Genomic DNA, 19,594 nt, shown 5'->3' with positions numbered 1-19,594 from the left:
TGTGAGGGATGAATGATGAGCCAATATTATGAAACAAATCCTGTCAAAAGTACTGTTCCAGAGCATGATGTCATCATGAGGGGAAGAAAGCTTCTCGATATAACCGGTGTTAAACAAGTGGAAAGCTTTGATAATGAGGAGTTCTTATTAGAAACTTCGATGGGATTCTTAGCGATTAAAGGGCAAAACTTGCAAATGAAAAACCTCGATGTAGAAAAGGGGATTGTCTCCATAAAGGGAAAGATATTTGATTTAGTTTACTTAGATGAACAGCATGGGGAGAAAGCTAAAGGATTCTTTAGTAAGTTATTCCGATGACACTCTCCACTCAATTTCTTACCATGCTTTCGATGATTGGAATGGGTTCGCTGTTTGGGGTTATGTTGGATACCTATCAGCGTTTCTTAGACCGACCTAACAGAAGGTCATGGATTGTTTTTATTAATGACTTGTTGTTTTGGGTCATTCAGGCACTAATTATCTTTTACATTCTTTTCCTTGTTAACAATGGGGAGTTACGTTTCTACATTTTTGTGGCACTACTTTGTGGCTTTGCAGCCTATCAAAGTTTATTTAAAGGTATTTATTTAAGATTACTTGAAGCCATGATAAGAAGTGTAATAGCCCTTTATCAATTTTTCAGAAGGGCTTTCCAACTCCTTATCTATAAACCTGTCGTAGGCATCCTGCAGTTGCTAATTTCAATTATTATTCTACTTGGCAGGGGGACTCTTTCCCTTGTCAAATTTATTTTAAAGATTTTATTGTTTATTCTTAAGGTACTATGGGTGCCAATCGTCAAGATTATACTAATACTTTGGAAACTTTTGCCGAAAAGTATTAAAAAATCCGTCGAGAAGTTATATAATAAAACGGCAGGAATTTTTATGGAAATCAAGAACTATTTAGGTAAGTGGATTAAAAAGTGGAAAAGACCAAAAGAGTAAGGAGGGATGGGAATTGAGTTCAGTAAAAGAAAAGAATATAGCCAAAATCCAATCAACGTATGTCCACCAGCAAGAAGTAGCAGAAATTGCTTCAGCCAGGAAAAGGAAATTATTATATAGAAGACTTTTCTTGTTTTTAGTATTTGCTACAGTCATGTCATATTTAATGATTACTAGCTTTATTTCCCAATCCTCAACTTTAGATAAAAAAGTGGCACAAAAGAGACAGCTGGAACAAGAGCTGACACAATTAAAAAAACAACAACAATTGCTAAAAGAAGATATTGTAAAATTAAATGATGATGATTACCTTGCTAAGCTTGCTAGAAAAGAATACTTTTTCTCGGAAACTGGTGAAATTATCTTTAATATTCCAGAAGAAAATAAAGATAAAAACAACGCTAACTAGTCTTATTGACACTTATTTTTCCCATTTTGTATAATATAAAGTATGTATCATTTTTTTATTTCTTAAGGAGGAAAATTCTTTTTATGTCAATCGAAGTAGGCAGCAAGTTACAAGGAAAGGTAACAGGGATTACGAAATTCGGAGCTTTTGTGGAGCTGCCTGATGGCTCAACTGGACTCGTACACATCAGTGAGGTTGCTGACAATTATGTGAAAGATATCAATGATCATCTTAAAGTTGGTGACCAAGTAGAAGTTAAAGTCATCAATGTCGAGAAAGATGGAAAAATTGGACTTTCTATAAAAAAGGCAATTGATAAACCAGAGGCTCAAGCTAGATCCCGTTCACACTCACACTCAAACTCACATTCACAACGTCCTCGTCAGAACAGGTCAAATGATCGTAATGCTCCTAAAGTAGAAAATTTTGAGTCAAAAATGGCGAAGTTTTTAAAAGATAGTGAGGATCGTTTAACTTCTTTAAAACGTCATACGGAATCTAAGCGTGGTGGAAGAGGAGCTAGAAGGGGTTAACTTGTTGCTTATTTATAAAACATATATTGCCTATTCAAGACAGGTCTAGCGACTTGTCTTTTTTGTTTGTTTTCTAATAAAAAAACGAAACAGCACTGCTACAATAACAGTGCTGTTTCGTTTGTCTAGCTGCAGCGCCTAGGGGCTGCAGCTTTTCTGTATAGCGGCGGAGGGGATCGAACCCCCGACCTTACGGGTATGAACCGTACGCTCTAGCCAGCTGAGCTACACCGCCAAGTATTCAAGACACAAAGACTATAATACAGGTGATAACGATAGGTGTCAATTAGTTTTTTTGTTTTATTAATCTTCATTCCTTATTCCGACATCCTTTCGATTTGTCAACATTATTTGAATAAATATAGTGGAAACCGTCGAACGAAACTTTACATACGTTCACTGATTTGACAAAATTTTAAATCTATTAATTTTATAATAGTCTTTAACAAGAATTAATAGAGGAGTGTGACTTATGGAAAAGCTAGAACGGAGTTTACTAGAACCGGTCGGAGAGGTTAACTTTCGATCCTCTAAATGGTCTTGGGACAGCGTTATGAAAAAATTCCAATTAAAAGTTGAGTCCTTCTTTCTTATAAAGGGTTACCTATTACTTATTGTAGGTTTCTTATTAGGAAGAGCTTTGATATTATCCACGCTTGCTCCCTTTAGTCTGCCTTTTTTCGCAGCCGTCTTTTTAATAAAAAGAGATCGATCTCCGCTAGCATTAGTAGGATTGGTTGCGGGCGCAGCGACTGTCTCCTTGAAGAATGCAGCATTTACCTTTTTGGTATCCATTCTTTTTCTAGTTATATATCGGATTAGTGAGAGATGGATTAAGAATGAAATGAGAATGATTCCGCTTTTTGTTGCAATCATTCTAGGGGCAGGGAAATTGGCCGAGGCCTTTATTATTTCTAGGCAGCTGACACTTTATGACGCGATGATGGTTGGTGTTCAGGCGAGTTTATCTTTTATTCTAACGCTTATCTTCTTACAGAGTATCCCCTTATTAATCTTGAACAAGCGCAGACAATTGTTAAAAACGGAGGAAATTGTTTGCTTAATTATTATGCTTGCTTCAATCATGACCGGAACGATTGGCTGGAAAATTTACGATTTATCACTTGAGCATATTATGTCTCGCTATCTTGTTTTAGTATTTTCGTTTATTGCGGGAGCAACAGTTGGTTCGACAGTTGGTGTCGTAACGGGTTTAATTTTTAGTCTTGCGAGTGTTTCAAGCTTCTATCATATGAGTCTGCTTGCTTTTTCAGGTGTACTAGGTGGTTTATTAAAAGAAGGAAAGAAAATAGGAGTAGCAATTGGTTTGTTTATTGCAACACTTTTAATTGGAATGTATGGGCAGGAGGGCGGTTCCGGCTCTTTAGCTACTACACTATTGGAGTCCGCCGCAGCCATTGTACTTTTCCTATTAACACCACAACTATTTACTTCTAAATTGGCCAAATATATTCCTGGTACACCAGAATATACATCGGAACAACAAAAATACATGAGAAAAATGCGTGATGTGACAGCACAAAGAGTGGCCCAATTTTCAAGTGTCTTCCATGCGCTTTCAAATAGTTTTTCGCAAATGGAAACAAAGCCTAATGATAAAGAAGATGAACGTGAAATGGATTATTTTATGAGCCATGTAACCGAAAAAACCTGTAATACTTGCTTTAAAAAGGAGCAGTGTTGGGCGAAGAATTTTAATACAACCTATGGATATCTAGAAGAAATTATTCATGAAATGGATCAAAATGATGGAGTAGTTTCGCCGAAATTATCTCGTGAATGGGATAAGCACTGTACTCGTTCAAAAAGAGTATATGAGGCGGTCGGGCAGGAGCTGACCTTTTACCAAGCAAACCAAAAATTAAAGAAACAGGTCCAAGAAAGCAGGAGACTAGTAGCAGATCAACTACTCGGTGTTTCCGAGGTGATGGATAACTTTGCTAAAGAGATTCAGCGCGAAAGAGAGAATCATCATAAGCAGGAAGAACAAATTTTGGAGTCCATTCAAGCATTTGGCGTTCAGGTGGAGCATGTTGAGATTTATAGTCTTGAATCAGGAAATGTGGATATCGAAATGTCCGTTCCATTTTGTAATGGCCATGGGGAATGTGAAAAGTTAATTGCACCCATGTTATCGGATATTCTCGGAGAGCAAATTATCGTTACCTCAGAAGAATGTGCTGCATATCCTAACGGTTTCTGTCATGTAGTATTCCAATCATCAAAGGCCTATACCGTTGAAACAGGAATGGCTCATGCGGCAATGGATGGCGGTTTTGTTTCGGGTGACAGCTATTCAACCATGGAACTGGGATCAGGAAAGTTTGCTATTGCTATTAGCGATGGAATGGGGAACGGGGAAAGAGCTCATTATGAGAGTAAAGAGACACTGCAGCTTTTACAAAAAATATTGCAATCAGGTATCGATGAAAAAGTGGCGATAAAGTCAGTCAATTCCATTCTGTCGCTTCGGACGACAGATGAAATTTTTGCGACATTAGACTTAGCCATGATTGATCTTCAAAATGCTTCAGCGAAATTCCTAAAGATAGGTTCTACCCCAAGTTTTATAAAAAGGGGAAATAAAGTAATTAAAATCCAAGCTAGTAATTTGCCAATAGGAATTTTAGAGGAATTTGAAGTGGATGTAGTGAGTGACCAGTTAAAAGCCGGAGATTTACTCATAATGATGAGTGATGGAATATTTGAGGGTCCTAAGCATGTAGAAAATTATGATTTGTGGATGAAACGAAAAATACAGGAACTACAAACGGAGGATCCTCAGGAAATTTCTGATTTAATATTAGAAGAGGTGATTCGTTCACGGGATAATTTGATTGGTGATGATATGACCATTGCAGTGGCAAAAATAAAGCACAATACACCTAAATGGGCCAGTATCCCTGTTACAAAGATGAAGAAACAAGCGTAATCAACTATTTTATCCGGTTTATCCTTTAAATATGTATAAATCCCCTCCACAGTGTCGAAAATGGGAGTAACTCGAAAAGTGGAGGGAGAATGAGTATGTATACAGGGAAAATTCGTCAGATTTTATTAATAACGGACGGCTGTTCAAATCAAGGGGAAGATCCCATTGCTATGGCTGCACTTGCAAAAGAACAAGGGATATCTGTAAATGTTATCGGTGTAATGGAGCAAGATGTAATTGATGAAAAGGGAATGACGGAAATAGAGGGAATAGCGATGTCCGGAGGCGGAGTCAGCCAGGTTGTTTATGCTCAAGCGCTATCCCAAACTGTTCAGATGGTTACGAGGAAAGCAATGACACAGACAATCCAAGGTGTCGTAAACCGGGAGCTTCAGCAAATTCTTGGTCGTTCACAGACAATAGAAGACCTTCCTCCTGAGAAAAGAGGGGAAGTAATGGAAGTAGTCGATGAACTTGGAGAAACTGTCGAATTAGAGGTGTTGATTCTTGTCGATACAAGCGCAAGTATGAAACACAAGCTTCCAACCGTTAAAGAAGCCCTGCTTGACCTTTCCCTTAGCTTAAATGCACGTACAGGTGATAATCAGTTTGCGGTGTTTGTATTTCCCGGGAAAAAGAATGATGTCGAAAAAATCCTAGATTGGACGCCAAAGCTACAATCTTTGACAAGTATCTTCTCTCAGCTTACAACAGGAGGAATTACTCCAACTGGACCCGCAATCCGTACAGCTTTATCTTCATTTCATTCAAAACGTTCATTAAGGAGTCTCATGACCGGTGATGATGAATCATTCCTTGAAGAGTCGATGTAAAGTAACTCCAGGCACTGTAATAACAGGGAAATGGCATTCGAATAAATATACAGTTTTAAAGGAACTAGGATATGGAGCAAACGGCATTGTCTACCTTGCAAAGTTTAAAGGCTCGCAAGTAGCCTTAAAGATGAGCGATAACGGGATGTCCATTACCTCAGAGGTTAATGTATTAAGATCGTTTGCAAAGGTCCAAGGGTCTACCCTCGGGCCTTCTTTACTTGATGTCGATGATTGGAATAGTAATCGCGGACAGATTTCATTTTACACAATGGAGTATATTCAAGGACCAGATTTGCTGACTTTTATTCAAAATAAGGGGAAATCGTGGACCACTGTCCTTTTTCTTCAATTATTAAATGACTTGAATACGTTGCATGAGAATGGCTGGGTATTTGGCGATTTAAAGCCAGAAAACTTAATCGTTACAGGTCCATCCCCAAAAATCAGGTGCATTGATGTTGGCGGCACAACGATTAAAGGGAGAGCAATTAAAGAATTCACCGAGTACTATGATCGGGGATATTGGGGGTTGGGAACGAGAAAGGCAGACCCTGCTTATGATTTATTTGCTGTTGCGATGATTATGATTAATACGGCTTATCCAAAACGCTTTAACAAAACAACAGGTGGTCTTCCGCAGCTTAGAGAAGCAATTAGAACACAAAAGGAGTTACATCCATTCGAAAGGGTCATCGTAAGAGCACTCCAAGGACAGTACACAAACGCACTTCAAATGAGAACTGAACTAATGTCGTTGGCAATGAGCAGGCAAAATCCCGGAACAGTCCCTAAATCAACACCAACCGCAGCTAATCCCAAAGGCACCAGTCAATCACAAAAGATAAATTATACAGGAAGTCAGCCAAAAACCCGGCAGAATTATATAAAGAAAAAGAAAAAAGGCCGCTGGGCGGAAACATTCATCATCACGATGTCTATTGCACTTTTATACTTTTTGTATATTTTTCAAAAACTTCTTTAATTTTTGAAACTAATCGTTATTCACAACGTATAAAAGGGAAGGAAAAAAAGACCTAATCAATTAGGTCTTTGTTTTTGATACTTTTGTCATAAAAGTGGTAAGCTAGGGATATTCAAATAAATGATTAAGGTTGTTTTCGTAAAGGAAGAATGCAGAATGTTAGAAGCAAAGGTAGCAGCACTGCTTAATCGCCTCTCATTTGAAATTGAAAATAAAAAAATGGTGGTTGGTGTATCGGGCGGACCAGATTCACTCGCATTGCTTCACTATTTATGGGCGCAGCAGGAAAAGAAAAATCTATCCATTGTTGTAGCACACGTTGATCATATGTTTCGTGGTCAAGAGTCACTGGAAGATGGTTTATTCGTGAAAGACTATTGTGAACAAAGGGGCATTCCTTTTGAAATGGCACGAATAAATGTTCCTGAGATTATTAAGAAAACTAAGAAAAACTCGCAAGTGGCATCGAGACATGCCAGATATGAGTTTTTTGAAAAAACAATGAATAAATATGGTTACAACTTTCTAGCTCTTGGTCACCATGGAGATGACCAGGTTGAGACCATATTAATGCGTCTGACAAGGGGGAGTTCCGGTGCTGCGAGAGCTGGTATCCCGTTTATGAGACCATTCGGTAATGGATACATTTTTCGTCCCTTCTTATCTTTAACGAAGGCAGAGCTTGCAGAATATTGTCAGAAGCAAAATTTGGTGCCTAGAATTGACCCTAGTAATAAAAAAAGTATTTATAGCAGGAATCGTTTTCGCAACGAAGTTCTTCCTTTTTTAAAAACGGAAAATCTCCATGTTCATGAACATTTTCAACGGTTTAGTGAAGAATTGCAAAATGATGAAATACTTCTTCAGGAATTAACTGTCCAAAGAATGAATAAAGTAATGAAAAAGAGAGAAAAGAATAAAATTACCATTGACATAATTCCTTTTTCGGAAATGCCAAATTCTTTACAAAGAAGAGGTATTCAACTAATATTAAACTATCTATACAAAGTAATACCAGTGTCACTTTCCGCTTTACATATTGATCATGTTCTATCTTTAATTCGACATCATCATCCATCTGGAACACTTGATTTTCCTAACGGTTTAAAGGTTATTCGGTCGTATTCACTACTATCTTTCCAATTTGAAGTTAGCGAATCTCACACGTATTTACTCGAAATGGTAGAACCTGGCGAGATTGAATTACCTAATGGGGCAAGTATAAAAATGGATGTCATTGATGATAAGGAAAACATTGAAACAAATGGATTTTATGCATTATTTCCAGCTGACAAGATTAAACTGCCCATTCAGATTCGAACGAGAAAAATAGGTGATCGCATGAACCTGAAAGGAATGTCAGGAACAAAAAAGCTAAAAGATATTTTTATCGATAGTAAGATTCCTATCCAGGACCGCGATGCTTGGCCTGTAATTACTGACAAAGATGGTTGTATTCTTTGGCTTCCTGGAATTAAGAAATCAGCCTTTGAAGGCATTGATCACTCAACAAGTCAGCATATACTACTCACATATCATAAGTAATGATCTTCTAGGAGGCACAATTATTATGAAACAGGATATTAAAGAGGTTTTATTTTCTGAAGAAGAGATTCAGGAGAAAATCAAGGAGTTAGGGGCTCAATTATCAGAAGAGTATCAAGATCGCTTCCCTCTCGCAATTGGTGTTTTAAAAGGTGCAATGCCATTTATGGCTGATTTACTTAAACGTGTGGATTGCTATTTGGAAATGGATTTTATGGATGTCTCAAGTTATGGTACTGCGATGGTTTCTTCAGGAGAAGTGAAAATCCTAAAGGATTTAGATACTTCAGTTGAAGGAAGAGACATCTTAATCATTGAGGATATAATCGATAGTGGTTTAACTCTAAGCTATCTTGTTGATTTATTCCGTTACCGAAAAGCAAAATCCATTAAGATTGTAACCTTACTTGACAAACCAACAGGAAGGAAGAGCGCAATAAAAGCAGATTATGTTGGTTTTATTGTCCCAGATGAATTTGTGGTGGGGTACGGATTAGATTATATCGAAAAATACCGAAACCTTCCATATATTGGTGTTTTAAAACCAGAAGTATATAGCGATAATCTTTAAGTGAAAACTAAAAAGGCTATTGCGAGCGTTATTTGTCAACATTGTGGTACCCAGTTAAAAACAGTAATTAAGAATTGGAATGATTTTCTATGATACTATCTAAAAAAGTTTTTATCGCGGGAGGAGGTAAGAGATGAATCGGATTTTCCGTAATACCATCTTTTATTTATTGATATTTTTAGTCATTATTGGTGTGGTAAGTTTCTTTAATGGCAGTAACGAACCTACGGATAATATTTCCTACAATGAGTTTGTTGACAGCTTAGAAAACAATGAAGTGGATTCATTTTCTATGCAGCCTGAACGTGGTGTATTTGAAGTTCGGGGGCAGTTTGAAAAAGAGGTAAAAGACGGTAAGAACTTCTTAACGTATGTACCAAATAGTGAGAAAATTCTAGAGCGTATTGATGCGGCTGGCTCAAAGGTAGAAGTAATGCCAGCTAAGGAAACAAGCGGCTGGGTGACATTCTTTACTTCCATTATTCCATTTGTGATTATCTTTATCCTATTCTTCTTCTTATTAAACCAGGCTCAAGGCGGCGGCAGCCGTGTAATGAACTTCGGTAAGAGTAAAGCAAAGCTTTACAATGACGACAAGAAGAAAGCACGATTTAAGGATGTTGCAGGTGCAGATGAAGAGAAACAAGAATTAGTCGAAGTGGTAGAATTCCTAAAAGATCCGAGGAAGTTTGCTGAACTTGGTGCACGTATTCCAAAAGGAGTCCTGCTTGTAGGGCCTCCAGGAACAGGTAAAACCTTATTAGCGCGCGCAGTAGCAGGTGAAGCTGGCGTTCCTTTCTTCTCAATCAGTGGATCTGACTTCGTTGAAATGTTTGTTGGGGTCGGTGCATCCCGTGTACGTGATTTGTTTGAAAATGCAAAGAAAAATGCTCCTTGTATTATTTTTATTGATGAAATTGACGCCGTTGGACGTCAACGTGGTGCAGGTTTAGGTGGAGGACATGATGAGCGTGAACAAACCTTAAACCAGTTATTAGTTGAAATGGATGGGTTCGGAGCAAATGAAGGAATTATCATTATTGCCGCTACAAACCGTCCAGACATTCTAGACCCTGCATTATTACGTCCAGGTCGATTTGACCGACAAATTACTGTTGACCGTCCAGATGTTAATGGTCGTGAAGCAGTTCTAAAAGTACATGCAAAGAACAAGCCATTAGATGAATCTGTTAACTTAAAAAATATCGCGATGCGTACACCAGGTTTTTCTGGTGCAGACTTAGAAAACTTATTAAATGAAGCAGCCTTAGTTGCTGCTCGTCAGAATAAGAAGAAAGTCGACATGGAGGATATCGATGAAGCAACAGACAGGGTTATTGCAGGACCTGCGAAAAAGACTCGCGTGATCTCTGCAAAAGAACGTAATATTGTTGCTTTCCATGAAGGCGGACATACAGTAATTGGATTAATCCTAAATGAGGCGGACATGGTCCATAAGGTTACGATCGTTCCTCGCGGCCAAGCGGGCGGTTATGCAGTAATGCTTCCAAGAGAAGACCGCTACTTTATGACGAAGCCAGAATTACTTGATAAAATCGTTGGTTTATTAGGTGGACGTGTTGCAGAAGAGATTGTATTTGGTGAGGTAAGTACAGGTGCTCACAACGACTTCCAGCGTGCAACCGGAATCGCTCGAAGAATGGTTACAGAATTTGGTATGAGTGACAAACTTGGAGTTGGACAGTTCGGTCAAGCTTCAGGCGGCCAGGTATTCTTGGGTCGTGACATCCATAATGAACAAAACTATTCTGATGCCATTGCCTTTGAAATAGACCTTGAAATTCAACGCATTCTTAAAGAATGTTATGAAAGAGCTAAGACTATCCTAACTGAGAACAGAGATAAGCTTGATCTGATTGCTAAGACTCTTCTTGAAGTCGAAACGCTAAATGCAGAACAGATTGAGTACTTAATTTCAAATGGGCGTATGCCTGAGTCTGCATCTGAGTTAGAAGGTATTAAAGTCGATACTAAAAAATCAGATGACGTCAAGGTTACGATTAATACAAAAAAGGATGAAGATCCTGCCGGCAAGAATACTGAAAGTGATGAAAAGTAATTTTCTAAGAGAGTGCTTATAAATAGCACTCTTTTTTTCACGATAAAAAGTAATTATGATATGATGTTTGCAGTATGACACAAGTTAAATCAGAAAAGTGAGTGATTCTTTTGATCTTTGTATTCGATGTAGGGAATACCAATACTGTTTTAGGTGTTTATAAAGGGGAAGAACTTAAATATCACTGGCGTGTAGAAACGAACAGAAATCGAACAGAAGATGAGTTCGGGATGATAATTAAATCCCTTTTTGATGCTTCTGGCCTCTCATTTTCGCAAATTGATGGAATTATTATTTCATCCGTTGTTCCACCAATCATGTTTGCTTTAGAAAGAATGTGTAAAAAATACTTTCACCTTACTCCATTGGTAGTTGGACCAGGTATAAAAACAGGGCTAAATATTAAGTATGAAAACCCTAGAGAGGTAGGCGCCGATCGAATTGTTAATGCAGTTGCAGCCATTCATGAATATGGCAGTCCTTTGATTATTGTCGATTTTGGAACTGCGACAACTTATTGCTATGTCAATGAACAGCGTCAATATATGGGTGGTGCCATTGCACCAGGGATTGGTATCTCGACAGAAGCGCTGTATTCCAAGGCGGCAAAACTTCCTAGAATTGAAATTGCTCGTCCTGAGGGTGTAATTGGTAAAAATACAGTTGCGGCAATGCAGGCAGGAATTGTTTACGGGTATGTTGGTCAAGTTGAGGGAATCGTTAAAAGGATGATTGACCAAAGTGACCAAAAGCCTACAGTCATTGCGACGGGGGGATTATCTTCTTTAATAGCCCAAGAATCAAAGGTTATTGATATTGTTGATCCATTTTTAACTTTAAAGGGATTACAGCTAATCTATAAAAGGAATATGGATACCATAAGAAGTAGCAACTAGAAAGGAGTTACATAATGAGTGATTATTTAGTAAAAGCTTTGGCTTATGATGGTCAAATTAGAGCGTATGCGGTACGTACTACCGAGGTGGTTTCGGAAGCACAGCGTCGCCATGAAACATGGCGCACCGCTTCAGCGGCTTTAGGGCGTTCCCTGACAGCCGGTGTAATGATGGGGGCAATGTTGAAGGGTGAGGACAAATTAACGATTAAAATTGATGGGGGCGGCCCAATTGGCGTCATCTTAGTAGATAGTAATGCCAAGGGCGATGTTCGTGGGTATGTATCAAATCCCCAAGTTGACTTTGAAGCAAATGAGCATGGGAAGTTAGATGTGCGCCGCGCGGTTGGCACTGAGGGCACTCTGTCTGTGGTTAAAGATACCGGTCTTCGTGACTTTTTCTCGGGTTTAGTACCAATCGTGTCTGGTGAATTAGGTGAAGACTTCACTTATTACTTTGCTACTTCAGAACAGGTGCCTTCCTCAGTTGGAGTAGGTGTCTTGGTAAATCCTGATGATACCATCCTGGCGGCAGGCGGATTTATTTTTCAACTAATGCCTGGAATTAAGGATGAGACCATAACTAAGGTAGAGGAGCGTTTAAAAACAATTGCGCCAATTTCAACTTTAGTAAAGCGAGGTCTTACGCCAGAAGAAATCTTGCAGGAACTCTTTGGGAAGAACCAAGTAAATGTCTTAGAGACAATGCCTGTTCAATTTAAGTGTGTCTGCTCAAAGAATCGTTTTGCTGATGCGATTGTTGGTTTAGGTAAAGGCGAAATTGACGATATGATAACGGAAGACGGACAGGCTGAAGCGCACTGCCACTTTTGTAATGAAAAGTATCTATTCACTAGGGAAGAACTAGAGGAATTAAAGAGTCAGGCAAAATAAGCAGTGCGGGGGGAGGAGTAGTTGAGGCGAAAGCAGCTATGGATTGTGATTGCAGCGCTAATTCTATTGAACTGTCTAACGCTTATCTTTTTCCTAACCAAAGTGAAAGAGATAAGCGGGACTGCTGTCAGTGAAGAAGTCGTCGCGTCAGTGGGGAAAAGTGACATTACAAGGCAACAATGGCTCAATGAATTAGAGACAAGATATGGAAAAGATGTACTCAAGGATATGATCGACCAAAAAGTCATAAAAGAAATGGCAGCTAAATATAACATTAAGGTTTCCGAAAAAGATGTGGAACGCGAATATAGAATCCTTCAAACTACATATAGTTCACCAAGTGAGAATAAAAAGACATCCGAGAAGAAATGGAAAGAGCATATTCGAAACAGTCTCTTGCAGGAAGAAATTCTTACAAGAGATGTAAAAGTCTCCAATAAAGAGATGAAAGCATATTTTGAGAAAAATAAAGAGCTCTTTTCAATTCCTGACGCTTACCATGTATCACATATTATTGTGAAATCAAGTGATGAGGCAGAAAATGCCATCAAGGAACTCGAGCAAGGTTCCAGTTTCTCGGCATTGGCGATGGAACGTTCCATCGAAGAATTTTCTGCAAATGAGGGCGGAGATATAGGTTTTCTAATAGAAGAGGAAGAACGCTTTCCTTCTGAATATTTACAAGCGGCAAAGAAGTTAAAAGAAGGCGCATGGAGTGATCCTATCCATGTTGAACAGGGTTTTGCTATTGTTAAGCTTGAAGAAAAAATAAAAGGTAAAAAATATAACTATGACGATGTTAAACAACAAATTCGCCGAGAAATTGCACTTGAACAAATGAAAACGTCAGCGTCTGCGACAGCCTTTTGGGAAGAAGCGAAGGTAGAATGGTTTTACGGGAAAACGTCAGCAAACTAAGAGAAGCACAGAATTATATTCTGTGTTTTTATTACAGATTCAGAATAAAAAATTGATATATTTGGGAATTTTGTACTGCAAAATGGTTGACAAAACTAGTAGAAAGCTGATAAATTTAATATAATACCAATAAAATTACTCGGAATTAAGAAAGAGGTGCTCTAATGGTACGTGTAGCAAACTCAGTTGCAGAATTAGTTGGTCAAACTCCTATTGTAAAATTAAACAGATTAGTAGATGAAAACAGCGCAGAGGTTTATTTGAAGTTAGAATACTTTAATCCAGGCAGTAGTGTAAAAGACCGTATTGCTTTGGCAATGATTGAAGCAGCAGAAGAGAAAGGCTTAATTAAGCCTGGTGTCGATACGATTATTGAGCCTACAAGTGGAAATACAGGTATCGGTTTAGCGATGGTTGCAGCAGCAAAAGGATACAAGGCAATTTTTGTTATGCCTGAAACGATGAGCTTGGAAAGAAGAAACTTACTTCGTGCATACGGAGCGGAACTAGTACTTACTCCAGGGCCTGAAGGAATGAAAGGTGCAATTGCAAAAGCGAATGCATTAGCTGCTGAGAATGGCTACTTCGTGCCACAGCAATTTGAGAATGAAGCAAATCCTGAAGTACACCGTAGAACCACTGGTAAGGAAATTGTTGAACAAATGGACCAACTTGATGCGTTTGTTTCTGGTATCGGTACTGGTGGAACAATCACAGGTGCTGGTGAAGTTCTTCGTGAGAAGTTTCCAAGTGTTAAAATTTATGCGGTAGAGCCTACTGATTCTCCAGTATTATCTGGTGGTAACCCAGGTCCACACAAGATTCAAGGAATTGGAGCTGGATTTGTTCCTGCTGTATTAAATACAGAAGTATATGATGAAGTAATTCAAGTTCAAGCGGAAGAGGCATTTACAGCTTCACGCCGTGCAGCAAAAGAAGAAGGAATTCTGGGTGGAATTTCCTCAGGAGCAGCTATCCATGCCGCATTAGAAGTTGCGAAGAAACTTGGAAAAGGTAAAAAGGTACTTGCAATTATTCCTGATAATGGAGAGCGTTATTTAAGTACACCTCTATACCAATATGAAGGCTAATTAATAATAAGGAGAGGTTTTGGCTTAATGCTAAGCCTCTTTTTTTTTGCTTTGAAAAACATTCTTCTTGTATGATAGAAGAAGTGAAAAATAGGCGGGAGGTATTTAGGATGAATACAACTGTGAATTACAGTATTAAATGCGGACCATATCAATTAGATTTTGGCAAGAAAACCTATATTATGGGTATTTTAAATGCTACCCCTGATTCTTTCTCAGATGGGGGAAAATATAACAATATGGAACATGCCATCAAGCATGCCCAAGAAATGGTTGAAAATGGAGCTGATATCATTGATATTGGCGGTGAATCAACACGTCCTGGATATACAGTAATTTCTGAAGACGAAGAGATTGAGCGTGTTGTTCCAGTTATAGAAGCTATATCCAAGCATGTAAGTGTTCCTATATCTATTGATACATATAAAGCAAAGGTTGCACAACGAGCGATTGAGGCTGGTGCCCATATCATTAATGATATTTGGGGAGCTAAGGCGGATGACAAAATGGCAGCTGTTGCAGCAGAATATAATGTTCCTATTATTCTAATGCATAATCGACATGATCGAAACTACTCCTTTTTTATAAGGGATGTGTTAAATGATCTTTACGAAAGTATTAACATTGTAAAACAAGCGGGTGTTCGAGACGATCAGATTATTCTAGATCCAGGTATTGGTTTTGCTAAAGACTTGACTGAGAACATTTTAATGATGCAGAACTTAGATACACTGACTGCGCTCGGCTACCCCGTCCTTTTAGGAACCTCGAAAAAATCAATGATTGGACAAGCCTTAAATCTTCCGGTAGAGGAAAGAATGGAAGGGACAGGTGCCACGGTATGTTTTGGCATCCAAAAGGGGTGTCAAATCATTCGTATACACGATGTTAAAGAAATGAGCAGAATGGCGAAAATGATGGATATTCTAATGGAGAAGGGTGTCAGCTATGGATAAAATATTCGTCAATCGAATGGAATTCTATGGGTATCATGGTGTTTTTCCTGAAGAAACGAGACTTGGACAACGTTTTGTCGTAGATTTAATGGTGCTTGTTGATTTAAAAAAGGCTGGTCAAAGTGATCAACTAGAGTATTCGGTAAACTATGGTGAATTATTTCAGGCTTGTAAAGAGGTTGTGGAAGGAAAACCTTATAAGCTTGTTGAAGCAGTTGCAGAAAAAATTGCAGAGTCTGTTTTAGGGAAATTTACTCTTGTTTCTGAAGTAACAATAAAGGTAATCAAACCGGATCCGCCAATTCCTGGTCACTATCAATCCGTCGCAGTAGAAATTACGAGGGGAAGATAAATATGGGAAATACAGCATATATTTCCCTTGGATCTAATATCGGAAACAGGTATGATTATTTAATAAAAGCTATAGAATACCTTGCAAAACATCCCAAAATTCAGCTGGTAAATACCTCCTCTATTTATGAAACAGATCCTGTCGGCTACGAGGACCAAGATTTATTTTTAAATATGGTGATTGAAATCCAGACTGAATGGAGCGCGTTAGAATTATTAGATTTTTGTTTGAAGGTTGAACTTGAACTTGGGAGAAAAAGGGAAATTGTGTGGGGTCCAAGAACAATTGACCTTGACATTCTTCTCTATAACCAAGAAAATATAAAATCAGAGAAACTTATTATACCGCATCCACGGATGCTAGAGCGGAATTTTGTCATGATTCCATTGTCAGAGATAAGACCTGACATAATCATACCAAATATAGAAAAACCACTTAATGCATGGATCAAAGAATTAGCTAACAAAGAAGGAGTCCGAATATGGAAGCGGAAAAATGGGGAAGACGTATTCGAGCCTATCGGAAACTAAAGGGCTACACACAGGAGAGCTTCTCTAAGGAGCTTGGTGTATCAGTATCAATTATTGGGGAAATTGAAAGAGGTAACCGTCTGCCTACAGGTGAGTTACTAAAGAAAATTGGTCAAACCTTAAATATAACCATAGAAGAACTATCACCTAATGAATAGGAAGGTATGATTGTATGTTGAAAATCGGCGACATTGAGATTAAAAATCAGGTCGTTTTAGCACCAATGGCTGGTGTATGTAACTCTGCCTTCCGTTTAACGGTTAAAGAGTTCGGAGCTGGTTTAGTTTGTGCGGAAATGGTCAGTGATAAAGGAATCGTACTTAAAAATGAAAAAACGATGAATATGCTTTATATTGACGAATGTGAAAAACCTCTCAGCCTGCAAATTTTTGGCGGTGAAAAGAAAACACTGGTGGAAGCAGCGCGATTTGTAGATAAAAATACAAATGCAGATATTATTGATATCAACATGGGTTGTCCAGTTCCGAAAATTACAAAATGTGATGCTGGAGCGAAGTGGTTGTTAGACCCCGATAAAATCTATGAAATGGTCTCAGCGGTTGTTGAAGCAGTTGAAAAACCAGTAACCGTTAAAATGCGTATGGGTTGGGATGACGATCATATTTTTGCTGTCAAAAATGCACAGGCTGTGGAAAGAGCTGGTGGTAAGGCAGTTGCGCTTCATGGACGTACCCGCGTTCAGATGTATGAAGGAAAAGCAAACTGGGACATAATCCGAGAAGTAAAGCAGTCTATAAACATCCCATTAATCGGTAATGGTGATGTACAAACTCCACAAGATGCAAAAAGAATGCTTGAAGAAACTGGCTGTGATGGAGTTATGATCGGAAGAGCTGCTTTAGGTAATCCGTGGATGATCTACCGTACTGTACAATATCTTGAGACAGGGAAATTGATGGATGAACCAACTGTTCGTGAAAAAATGGATGTATGTATCTTACATCTTGATCGTTTAATTGCCCTCAAGGATGAGTATATTGCCGTACGTGAAATGCGTAAGCATGCCGCGTGGTATCTAAAAGGTGTACGAGGAAATGCACGTGTCAGAAATGCGATTAACGAATGTAATTCTCGTGATGAATTAGTAGGATTATTAAATAGTTTAGCAGAAGTAGAAGAAGAAGTAATCGTAGGATAAATTTGACTTTGACTATAAGCTTTTCTATAATTATTTTTATTTAATGAGCACTGCCAGTGAAATAACTGGCAGTTTTCTTTTATATTAATATTTTTTGATGTCTGAATTGCCCGGATTGTGTAAAATAATAAAGTATGCATAAAAAGTGAACTATTTAAGGGCTTAGATGTTAGTTTACATAAAAAGAAGTAATTGGAGTTGATTAAGCATGAGTCAAGAGGAATTAAATGACCAGCTAAGGGTCAGACGGGAAAAAATGAATACGATGCGTGAAAATGGACTAGATCCATTTGGAAAACGCTTTGAACGCACTCATACTATCATTGAGTTAGTAGAACAGTATGGAGAGTTAGAGAAGGAAGCTCTTGAGACAAAAAATGTTGAAGTTACTCTTGCAGGCCGAATGATGACTAAGCGCGGAAAAGGTAAAGCAGGGTTTGCTAATATCCAAGATCTCACTGGACAAATTCAAGTTTATGTTAGAGTAGACGCAATTGGTGCGGAAGCTTATGAAGTATTTGATTCATCTGATTTAGGAGATATCATCGGTGTAACAGGAACTTTATTCAAAACAAAGGTTGGAGAATTATCCGTTAAGGTTCAAAACTATACGTTCTTAACAAAAGCTCTCAGACCGTTACCGGATAAATTCCATGGACTCAAAGATGTGGAGCAGAGGTACCGTCAGCGTTACTTAGATTTAATTGTCAGCCAAGAGAGCAGAGAGACCTTTATTACACGCAGTAAAATCATCCAAGCTATGCGTCGTTATCTTGATGATAATGGTTATTTAGAGGTTGAAACTCCAATGATGCACTCTATTGCAGGTGGTGCCTCTGCTCGTCCGTTTATCACGCACCATAATGCACTTGATATGGAACTATACATGCGGATTGCAATTGAACTCCACTTAAAGCGTCTAATTGTTGGCGGACTTGAAAAAGTATATGAAATCGGCCGTGTTTTCCGTAATGAAGGTGTTTCTACACGTCACAATCCAGAATTTACGATGATTGAATTATATGAGGCTTATGCGGATTATCAGGATATAATGAGTCTTACTGAAAATCTAATTGCACACATTGCACAGGAAGTTTTAGGGACAACTACGGTCCAATACGGAGACTATGAAGTTAACCTTAAACCTGAGTGGAAAAGACTACACATGGTAGACGCGATAAAAGAATATACAGGGGTAGACTTCTGGAAACAAATGAGTGTAGAAGAAGCCCGCGGGTTTGCAAAGGAACATGGAGTAGAAATTACTGAACATATGCTATATGGCCATATTGTTAATGAATTCTTCGAGCAAAAGGTTGAAGAAAAGTTAATACAGCCAACTTTTATTTATGGCCATCCAGTAGAGATTTCTCCGCTTGCTAAAAAGAATGAAGAAGATCCAAGGTTTACAGATCGGTTTGAATTATTTATTGTTGCTCGTGAACATGCGAATGCATTTACTGAGTTAAATGATCCAATTGATCAAAGAGAACGTTTTGAAGCCCAATTAAAAGAACGTGAACAGGGTAATGATGAAGCTCATGAAATGGACGAAGACTTTGTAGAGGCATTAGAATATGGTATGCCGCCTACAGGTGGATTAGGAATTGGTATTGATCGTCTTGTCATGCTGCTAACCAACTCTCCATCCATTCGCGACGTATTATTATTCCCGTTAATGCGTCATCGTTAATATGAAATTGGCAAAGCACCAGGTTACTGGTGCTTTGTTGTTTGTTAAAGAAGAGTAGTTTGAAAATTATTATTTTAGTATATTTGCTAAATATGTTGGAAAAGCTATTGCACTCATTCTGTAATGGTGGTATATTAATATCTGTTGTTGCGAGACAACAAGTTTTAAAAAAGTTTTTAGAAATAGTTGTTGACATGAAGTTGATAACTTGGTAAGATGATAAAGTCGCTTTTGAGCGATATGAATAATT

Annotated in this window: 20 protein-coding genes and 1 tRNA gene; 20 read left to right on the top strand and 1 reads right to left on the bottom strand. The window is 38.3% G+C overall.

Going from position 1 to position 19,594, the window contains the following annotated elements; all coding sequences use genetic code 11:
* Nucleotides 1-15: 15 nt before the first annotated feature.
* The 4 genes from yabP (at nt 16) to ABC255_RS00090 (ending at nt 1,889) form a co-directional block, all read left to right on the top strand.
* Complete coding sequence (gene yabP, locus ABC255_RS00105; protein ID WP_095250671.1) at nt 16-318, top strand: sporulation protein YabP; 303 nt, start codon at nt 16-18, stop codon at nt 316-318.
* Nucleotides 315-947: a spore cortex biosynthesis protein YabQ gene (gene yabQ / locus ABC255_RS00100; protein WP_412990840.1), complete on the top strand. Its 633-nt coding sequence runs from the start codon at nt 315-317 to the stop codon at nt 945-947. Before yabP ends, yabQ begins: the two co-directional genes overlap by 4 nt.
* Nucleotides 948-960: 13 nt before the next feature.
* Entirely contained in the window at nt 961-1,356 is a 396-nt protein-coding gene (locus ABC255_RS00095) for an FtsB family cell division protein (protein WP_412990839.1), read from the top strand.
* Between the two features lie 83 nt (nt 1,357-1,439).
* Entirely contained in the window at nt 1,440-1,889 is a 450-nt protein-coding gene (locus ABC255_RS00090) for a S1 domain-containing RNA-binding protein (RefSeq protein WP_412990838.1), read from the top strand.
* 161 nt (nt 1,890-2,050) lie between these two features.
* Here the strand turns inward: ABC255_RS00090 and ABC255_RS00085 are convergent.
* Nucleotides 2,051-2,124, bottom strand: a tRNA-Met gene (locus ABC255_RS00085).
* 237 nt (nt 2,125-2,361) lie between these two features.
* On the opposite strand from ABC255_RS00085, the gene spoIIE reads away from it, so the two are divergent.
* The 16 genes from spoIIE to lysS all read left to right on the top strand — a co-directional run bounded on the left by spoIIE (nt 2,362) and on the right by lysS (nt 19,344).
* Complete coding sequence (gene spoIIE / locus ABC255_RS00080; protein WP_412990837.1) at nt 2,362-4,842, top strand: stage II sporulation protein E; 2,481 nt, start codon at nt 2,362-2,364, stop codon at nt 4,840-4,842.
* Nucleotides 4,843-4,931: 89 nt separating this feature from the next.
* Complete coding sequence (locus tag ABC255_RS00075; protein WP_335530466.1) at nt 4,932-5,675, top strand: vWA domain-containing protein; 744 nt, start codon at nt 4,932-4,934, stop codon at nt 5,673-5,675.
* Complete coding sequence (locus tag ABC255_RS00070; protein WP_412998429.1) at nt 5,644-6,660, top strand: protein kinase domain-containing protein; 1,017 nt, start codon at nt 5,644-5,646, stop codon at nt 6,658-6,660. The genes ABC255_RS00075 and ABC255_RS00070 overlap by 32 nt, the downstream gene beginning before the upstream one ends.
* 156 nt (nt 6,661-6,816) lie before the next feature.
* Entirely contained in the window at nt 6,817-8,205 is a 1,389-nt protein-coding gene (gene tilS / locus ABC255_RS00065) for a tRNA lysidine(34) synthetase TilS (protein ID WP_412998428.1), read from the top strand.
* 25 nt (nt 8,206-8,230) lie between these two features.
* Nucleotides 8,231-8,776, top strand: a complete 546-nt coding sequence (gene hpt / locus ABC255_RS00060) for a hypoxanthine phosphoribosyltransferase (protein ID WP_218895895.1) — start codon at nt 8,231-8,233, stop codon at nt 8,774-8,776.
* A 133-nt stretch (nt 8,777-8,909) separates the two neighbouring features.
* Entirely contained in the window at nt 8,910-10,856 is a 1,947-nt protein-coding gene (gene ftsH, locus ABC255_RS00055) for an ATP-dependent zinc metalloprotease FtsH (RefSeq protein ID WP_412990836.1), read from the top strand.
* A 110-nt stretch (nt 10,857-10,966) separates the two neighbouring features.
* Nucleotides 10,967-11,752, top strand: a complete 786-nt coding sequence (locus ABC255_RS00050; protein WP_335530459.1) for a type III pantothenate kinase — start codon at nt 10,967-10,969, stop codon at nt 11,750-11,752.
* 14 nt (nt 11,753-11,766) lie between these two features.
* Entirely contained in the window at nt 11,767-12,645 is an 879-nt protein-coding gene (gene hslO / locus ABC255_RS00045) for an Hsp33 family molecular chaperone HslO (protein ID WP_412990835.1), read from the top strand.
* Between the two features lie 21 nt (nt 12,646-12,666).
* Nucleotides 12,667-13,563, top strand: coding sequence for a peptidyl-prolyl cis-trans isomerase (locus tag ABC255_RS00040; protein ID WP_412990834.1), 897 nt, complete (start codon nt 12,667-12,669; stop codon nt 13,561-13,563).
* Between the two features lie 164 nt (nt 13,564-13,727).
* Nucleotides 13,728-14,654 (top strand): cysteine synthase A, encoded by a 927-nt coding sequence (cysK, locus tag ABC255_RS00035; RefSeq protein ID WP_412990833.1) that lies wholly within the window; start codon nt 13,728-13,730, stop codon nt 14,652-14,654.
* Between the two features lie 110 nt (nt 14,655-14,764).
* Nucleotides 14,765-15,610, top strand: a complete 846-nt coding sequence (folP, locus tag ABC255_RS00030) for a dihydropteroate synthase (protein WP_412990832.1) — start codon at nt 14,765-14,767, stop codon at nt 15,608-15,610.
* The gene (folB, locus tag ABC255_RS00025; protein ID WP_412990831.1) at nt 15,603-15,962 is read left to right on the top strand and encodes a dihydroneopterin aldolase; all 360 of its coding nucleotides are present in this window, start codon (nt 15,603-15,605) and stop codon (nt 15,960-15,962) included. The genes folP and folB overlap by 8 nt, the downstream gene beginning before the upstream one ends.
* A gap of 2 nt (nt 15,963-15,964) precedes the next feature.
* Nucleotides 15,965-16,492, top strand: coding sequence for a 2-amino-4-hydroxy-6-hydroxymethyldihydropteridine diphosphokinase (gene folK / locus ABC255_RS00020; RefSeq protein WP_412990830.1), 528 nt, complete (start codon nt 15,965-15,967; stop codon nt 16,490-16,492).
* A complete protein-coding gene (locus tag ABC255_RS00015) occupies nt 16,444-16,650 on the top strand; it encodes a helix-turn-helix domain-containing protein (protein WP_283862999.1) in 207 nt (68 codons plus the stop codon). The genes folK and ABC255_RS00015 overlap by 49 nt, the downstream gene beginning before the upstream one ends.
* Before the next feature lie 14 nt (nt 16,651-16,664).
* Nucleotides 16,665-17,651: a tRNA dihydrouridine synthase DusB gene (gene dusB / locus ABC255_RS00010; RefSeq protein ID WP_412990829.1), complete on the top strand. Its 987-nt coding sequence runs from the start codon at nt 16,665-16,667 to the stop codon at nt 17,649-17,651.
* Nucleotides 17,652-17,859: 208 nt separating this feature from the next.
* Nucleotides 17,860-19,344, top strand: coding sequence for a lysine--tRNA ligase (gene lysS, locus ABC255_RS00005; RefSeq protein WP_412990828.1), 1,485 nt, complete (start codon nt 17,860-17,862; stop codon nt 19,342-19,344).
* Nucleotides 19,345-19,594: the final 250 nt, after the last annotated feature.

It is taken from the genome of Neobacillus canaveralius (genome assembly GCF_047237705.1).
GTDB lineage: Bacteria > Bacillota > Bacilli > Bacillales > Cytobacillaceae > Neobacillus > Neobacillus niacini_K.
This window is presented reverse-complemented; position numbering and strand designations above follow the sequence as displayed.

Bases quoted from the DNA above. Each gene is read 5' to 3' on its own strand.
- yabP (WP_095250671.1), top strand. From the start codon at position 16: ATGAGCCAATATTATGAAACAAATCCTGTCAAAAGTACTGTTCCAGAG.
- yabQ (WP_412990840.1), top strand. From the start codon at position 315: ATGACACTCTCCACTCAATTTCTTACCATGCTTTCGATGATTGGAATG.
- ABC255_RS00090 (WP_412990838.1), top strand. From the start codon at position 1,440: ATGTCAATCGAAGTAGGCAGCAAGTTACAAGGAAAGGTAACAGGGATT.
- spoIIE (WP_412990837.1), top strand. From the start codon at position 2,362: ATGGAAAAGCTAGAACGGAGTTTACTAGAACCGGTCGGAGAGGTTAAC.
- ABC255_RS00075 (WP_335530466.1), top strand. From the start codon at position 4,932: ATGAGTATGTATACAGGGAAAATTCGTCAGATTTTATTAATAACGGAC.
- ABC255_RS00070 (WP_412998429.1), top strand. From the start codon at position 5,644: ATGATGAATCATTCCTTGAAGAGTCGATGTAAAGTAACTCCAGGCACT.
- tilS (WP_412998428.1), top strand. From the start codon at position 6,817: ATGTTAGAAGCAAAGGTAGCAGCACTGCTTAATCGCCTCTCATTTGAA.
- hpt (WP_218895895.1), top strand. From the start codon at position 8,231: ATGAAACAGGATATTAAAGAGGTTTTATTTTCTGAAGAAGAGATTCAG.
- ftsH (WP_412990836.1), top strand. From the start codon at position 8,910: ATGAATCGGATTTTCCGTAATACCATCTTTTATTTATTGATATTTTTA.
- hslO (WP_412990835.1), top strand. From the start codon at position 11,767: ATGAGTGATTATTTAGTAAAAGCTTTGGCTTATGATGGTCAAATTAGA.
- cysK (WP_412990833.1), top strand. From the start codon at position 13,728: ATGGTACGTGTAGCAAACTCAGTTGCAGAATTAGTTGGTCAAACTCCT.
- folP (WP_412990832.1), top strand. From the start codon at position 14,765: ATGAATACAACTGTGAATTACAGTATTAAATGCGGACCATATCAATTA.
- folB (WP_412990831.1), top strand. From the start codon at position 15,603: ATGGATAAAATATTCGTCAATCGAATGGAATTCTATGGGTATCATGGT.
- folK (WP_412990830.1), top strand. From the start codon at position 15,965: ATGGGAAATACAGCATATATTTCCCTTGGATCTAATATCGGAAACAGG.
- ABC255_RS00015 (WP_283862999.1), top strand. From the start codon at position 16,444: ATGGAAGCGGAAAAATGGGGAAGACGTATTCGAGCCTATCGGAAACTA.
- dusB (WP_412990829.1), top strand. From the start codon at position 16,665: ATGTTGAAAATCGGCGACATTGAGATTAAAAATCAGGTCGTTTTAGCA.
- lysS (WP_412990828.1), top strand. From the start codon at position 17,860: ATGAGTCAAGAGGAATTAAATGACCAGCTAAGGGTCAGACGGGAAAAA.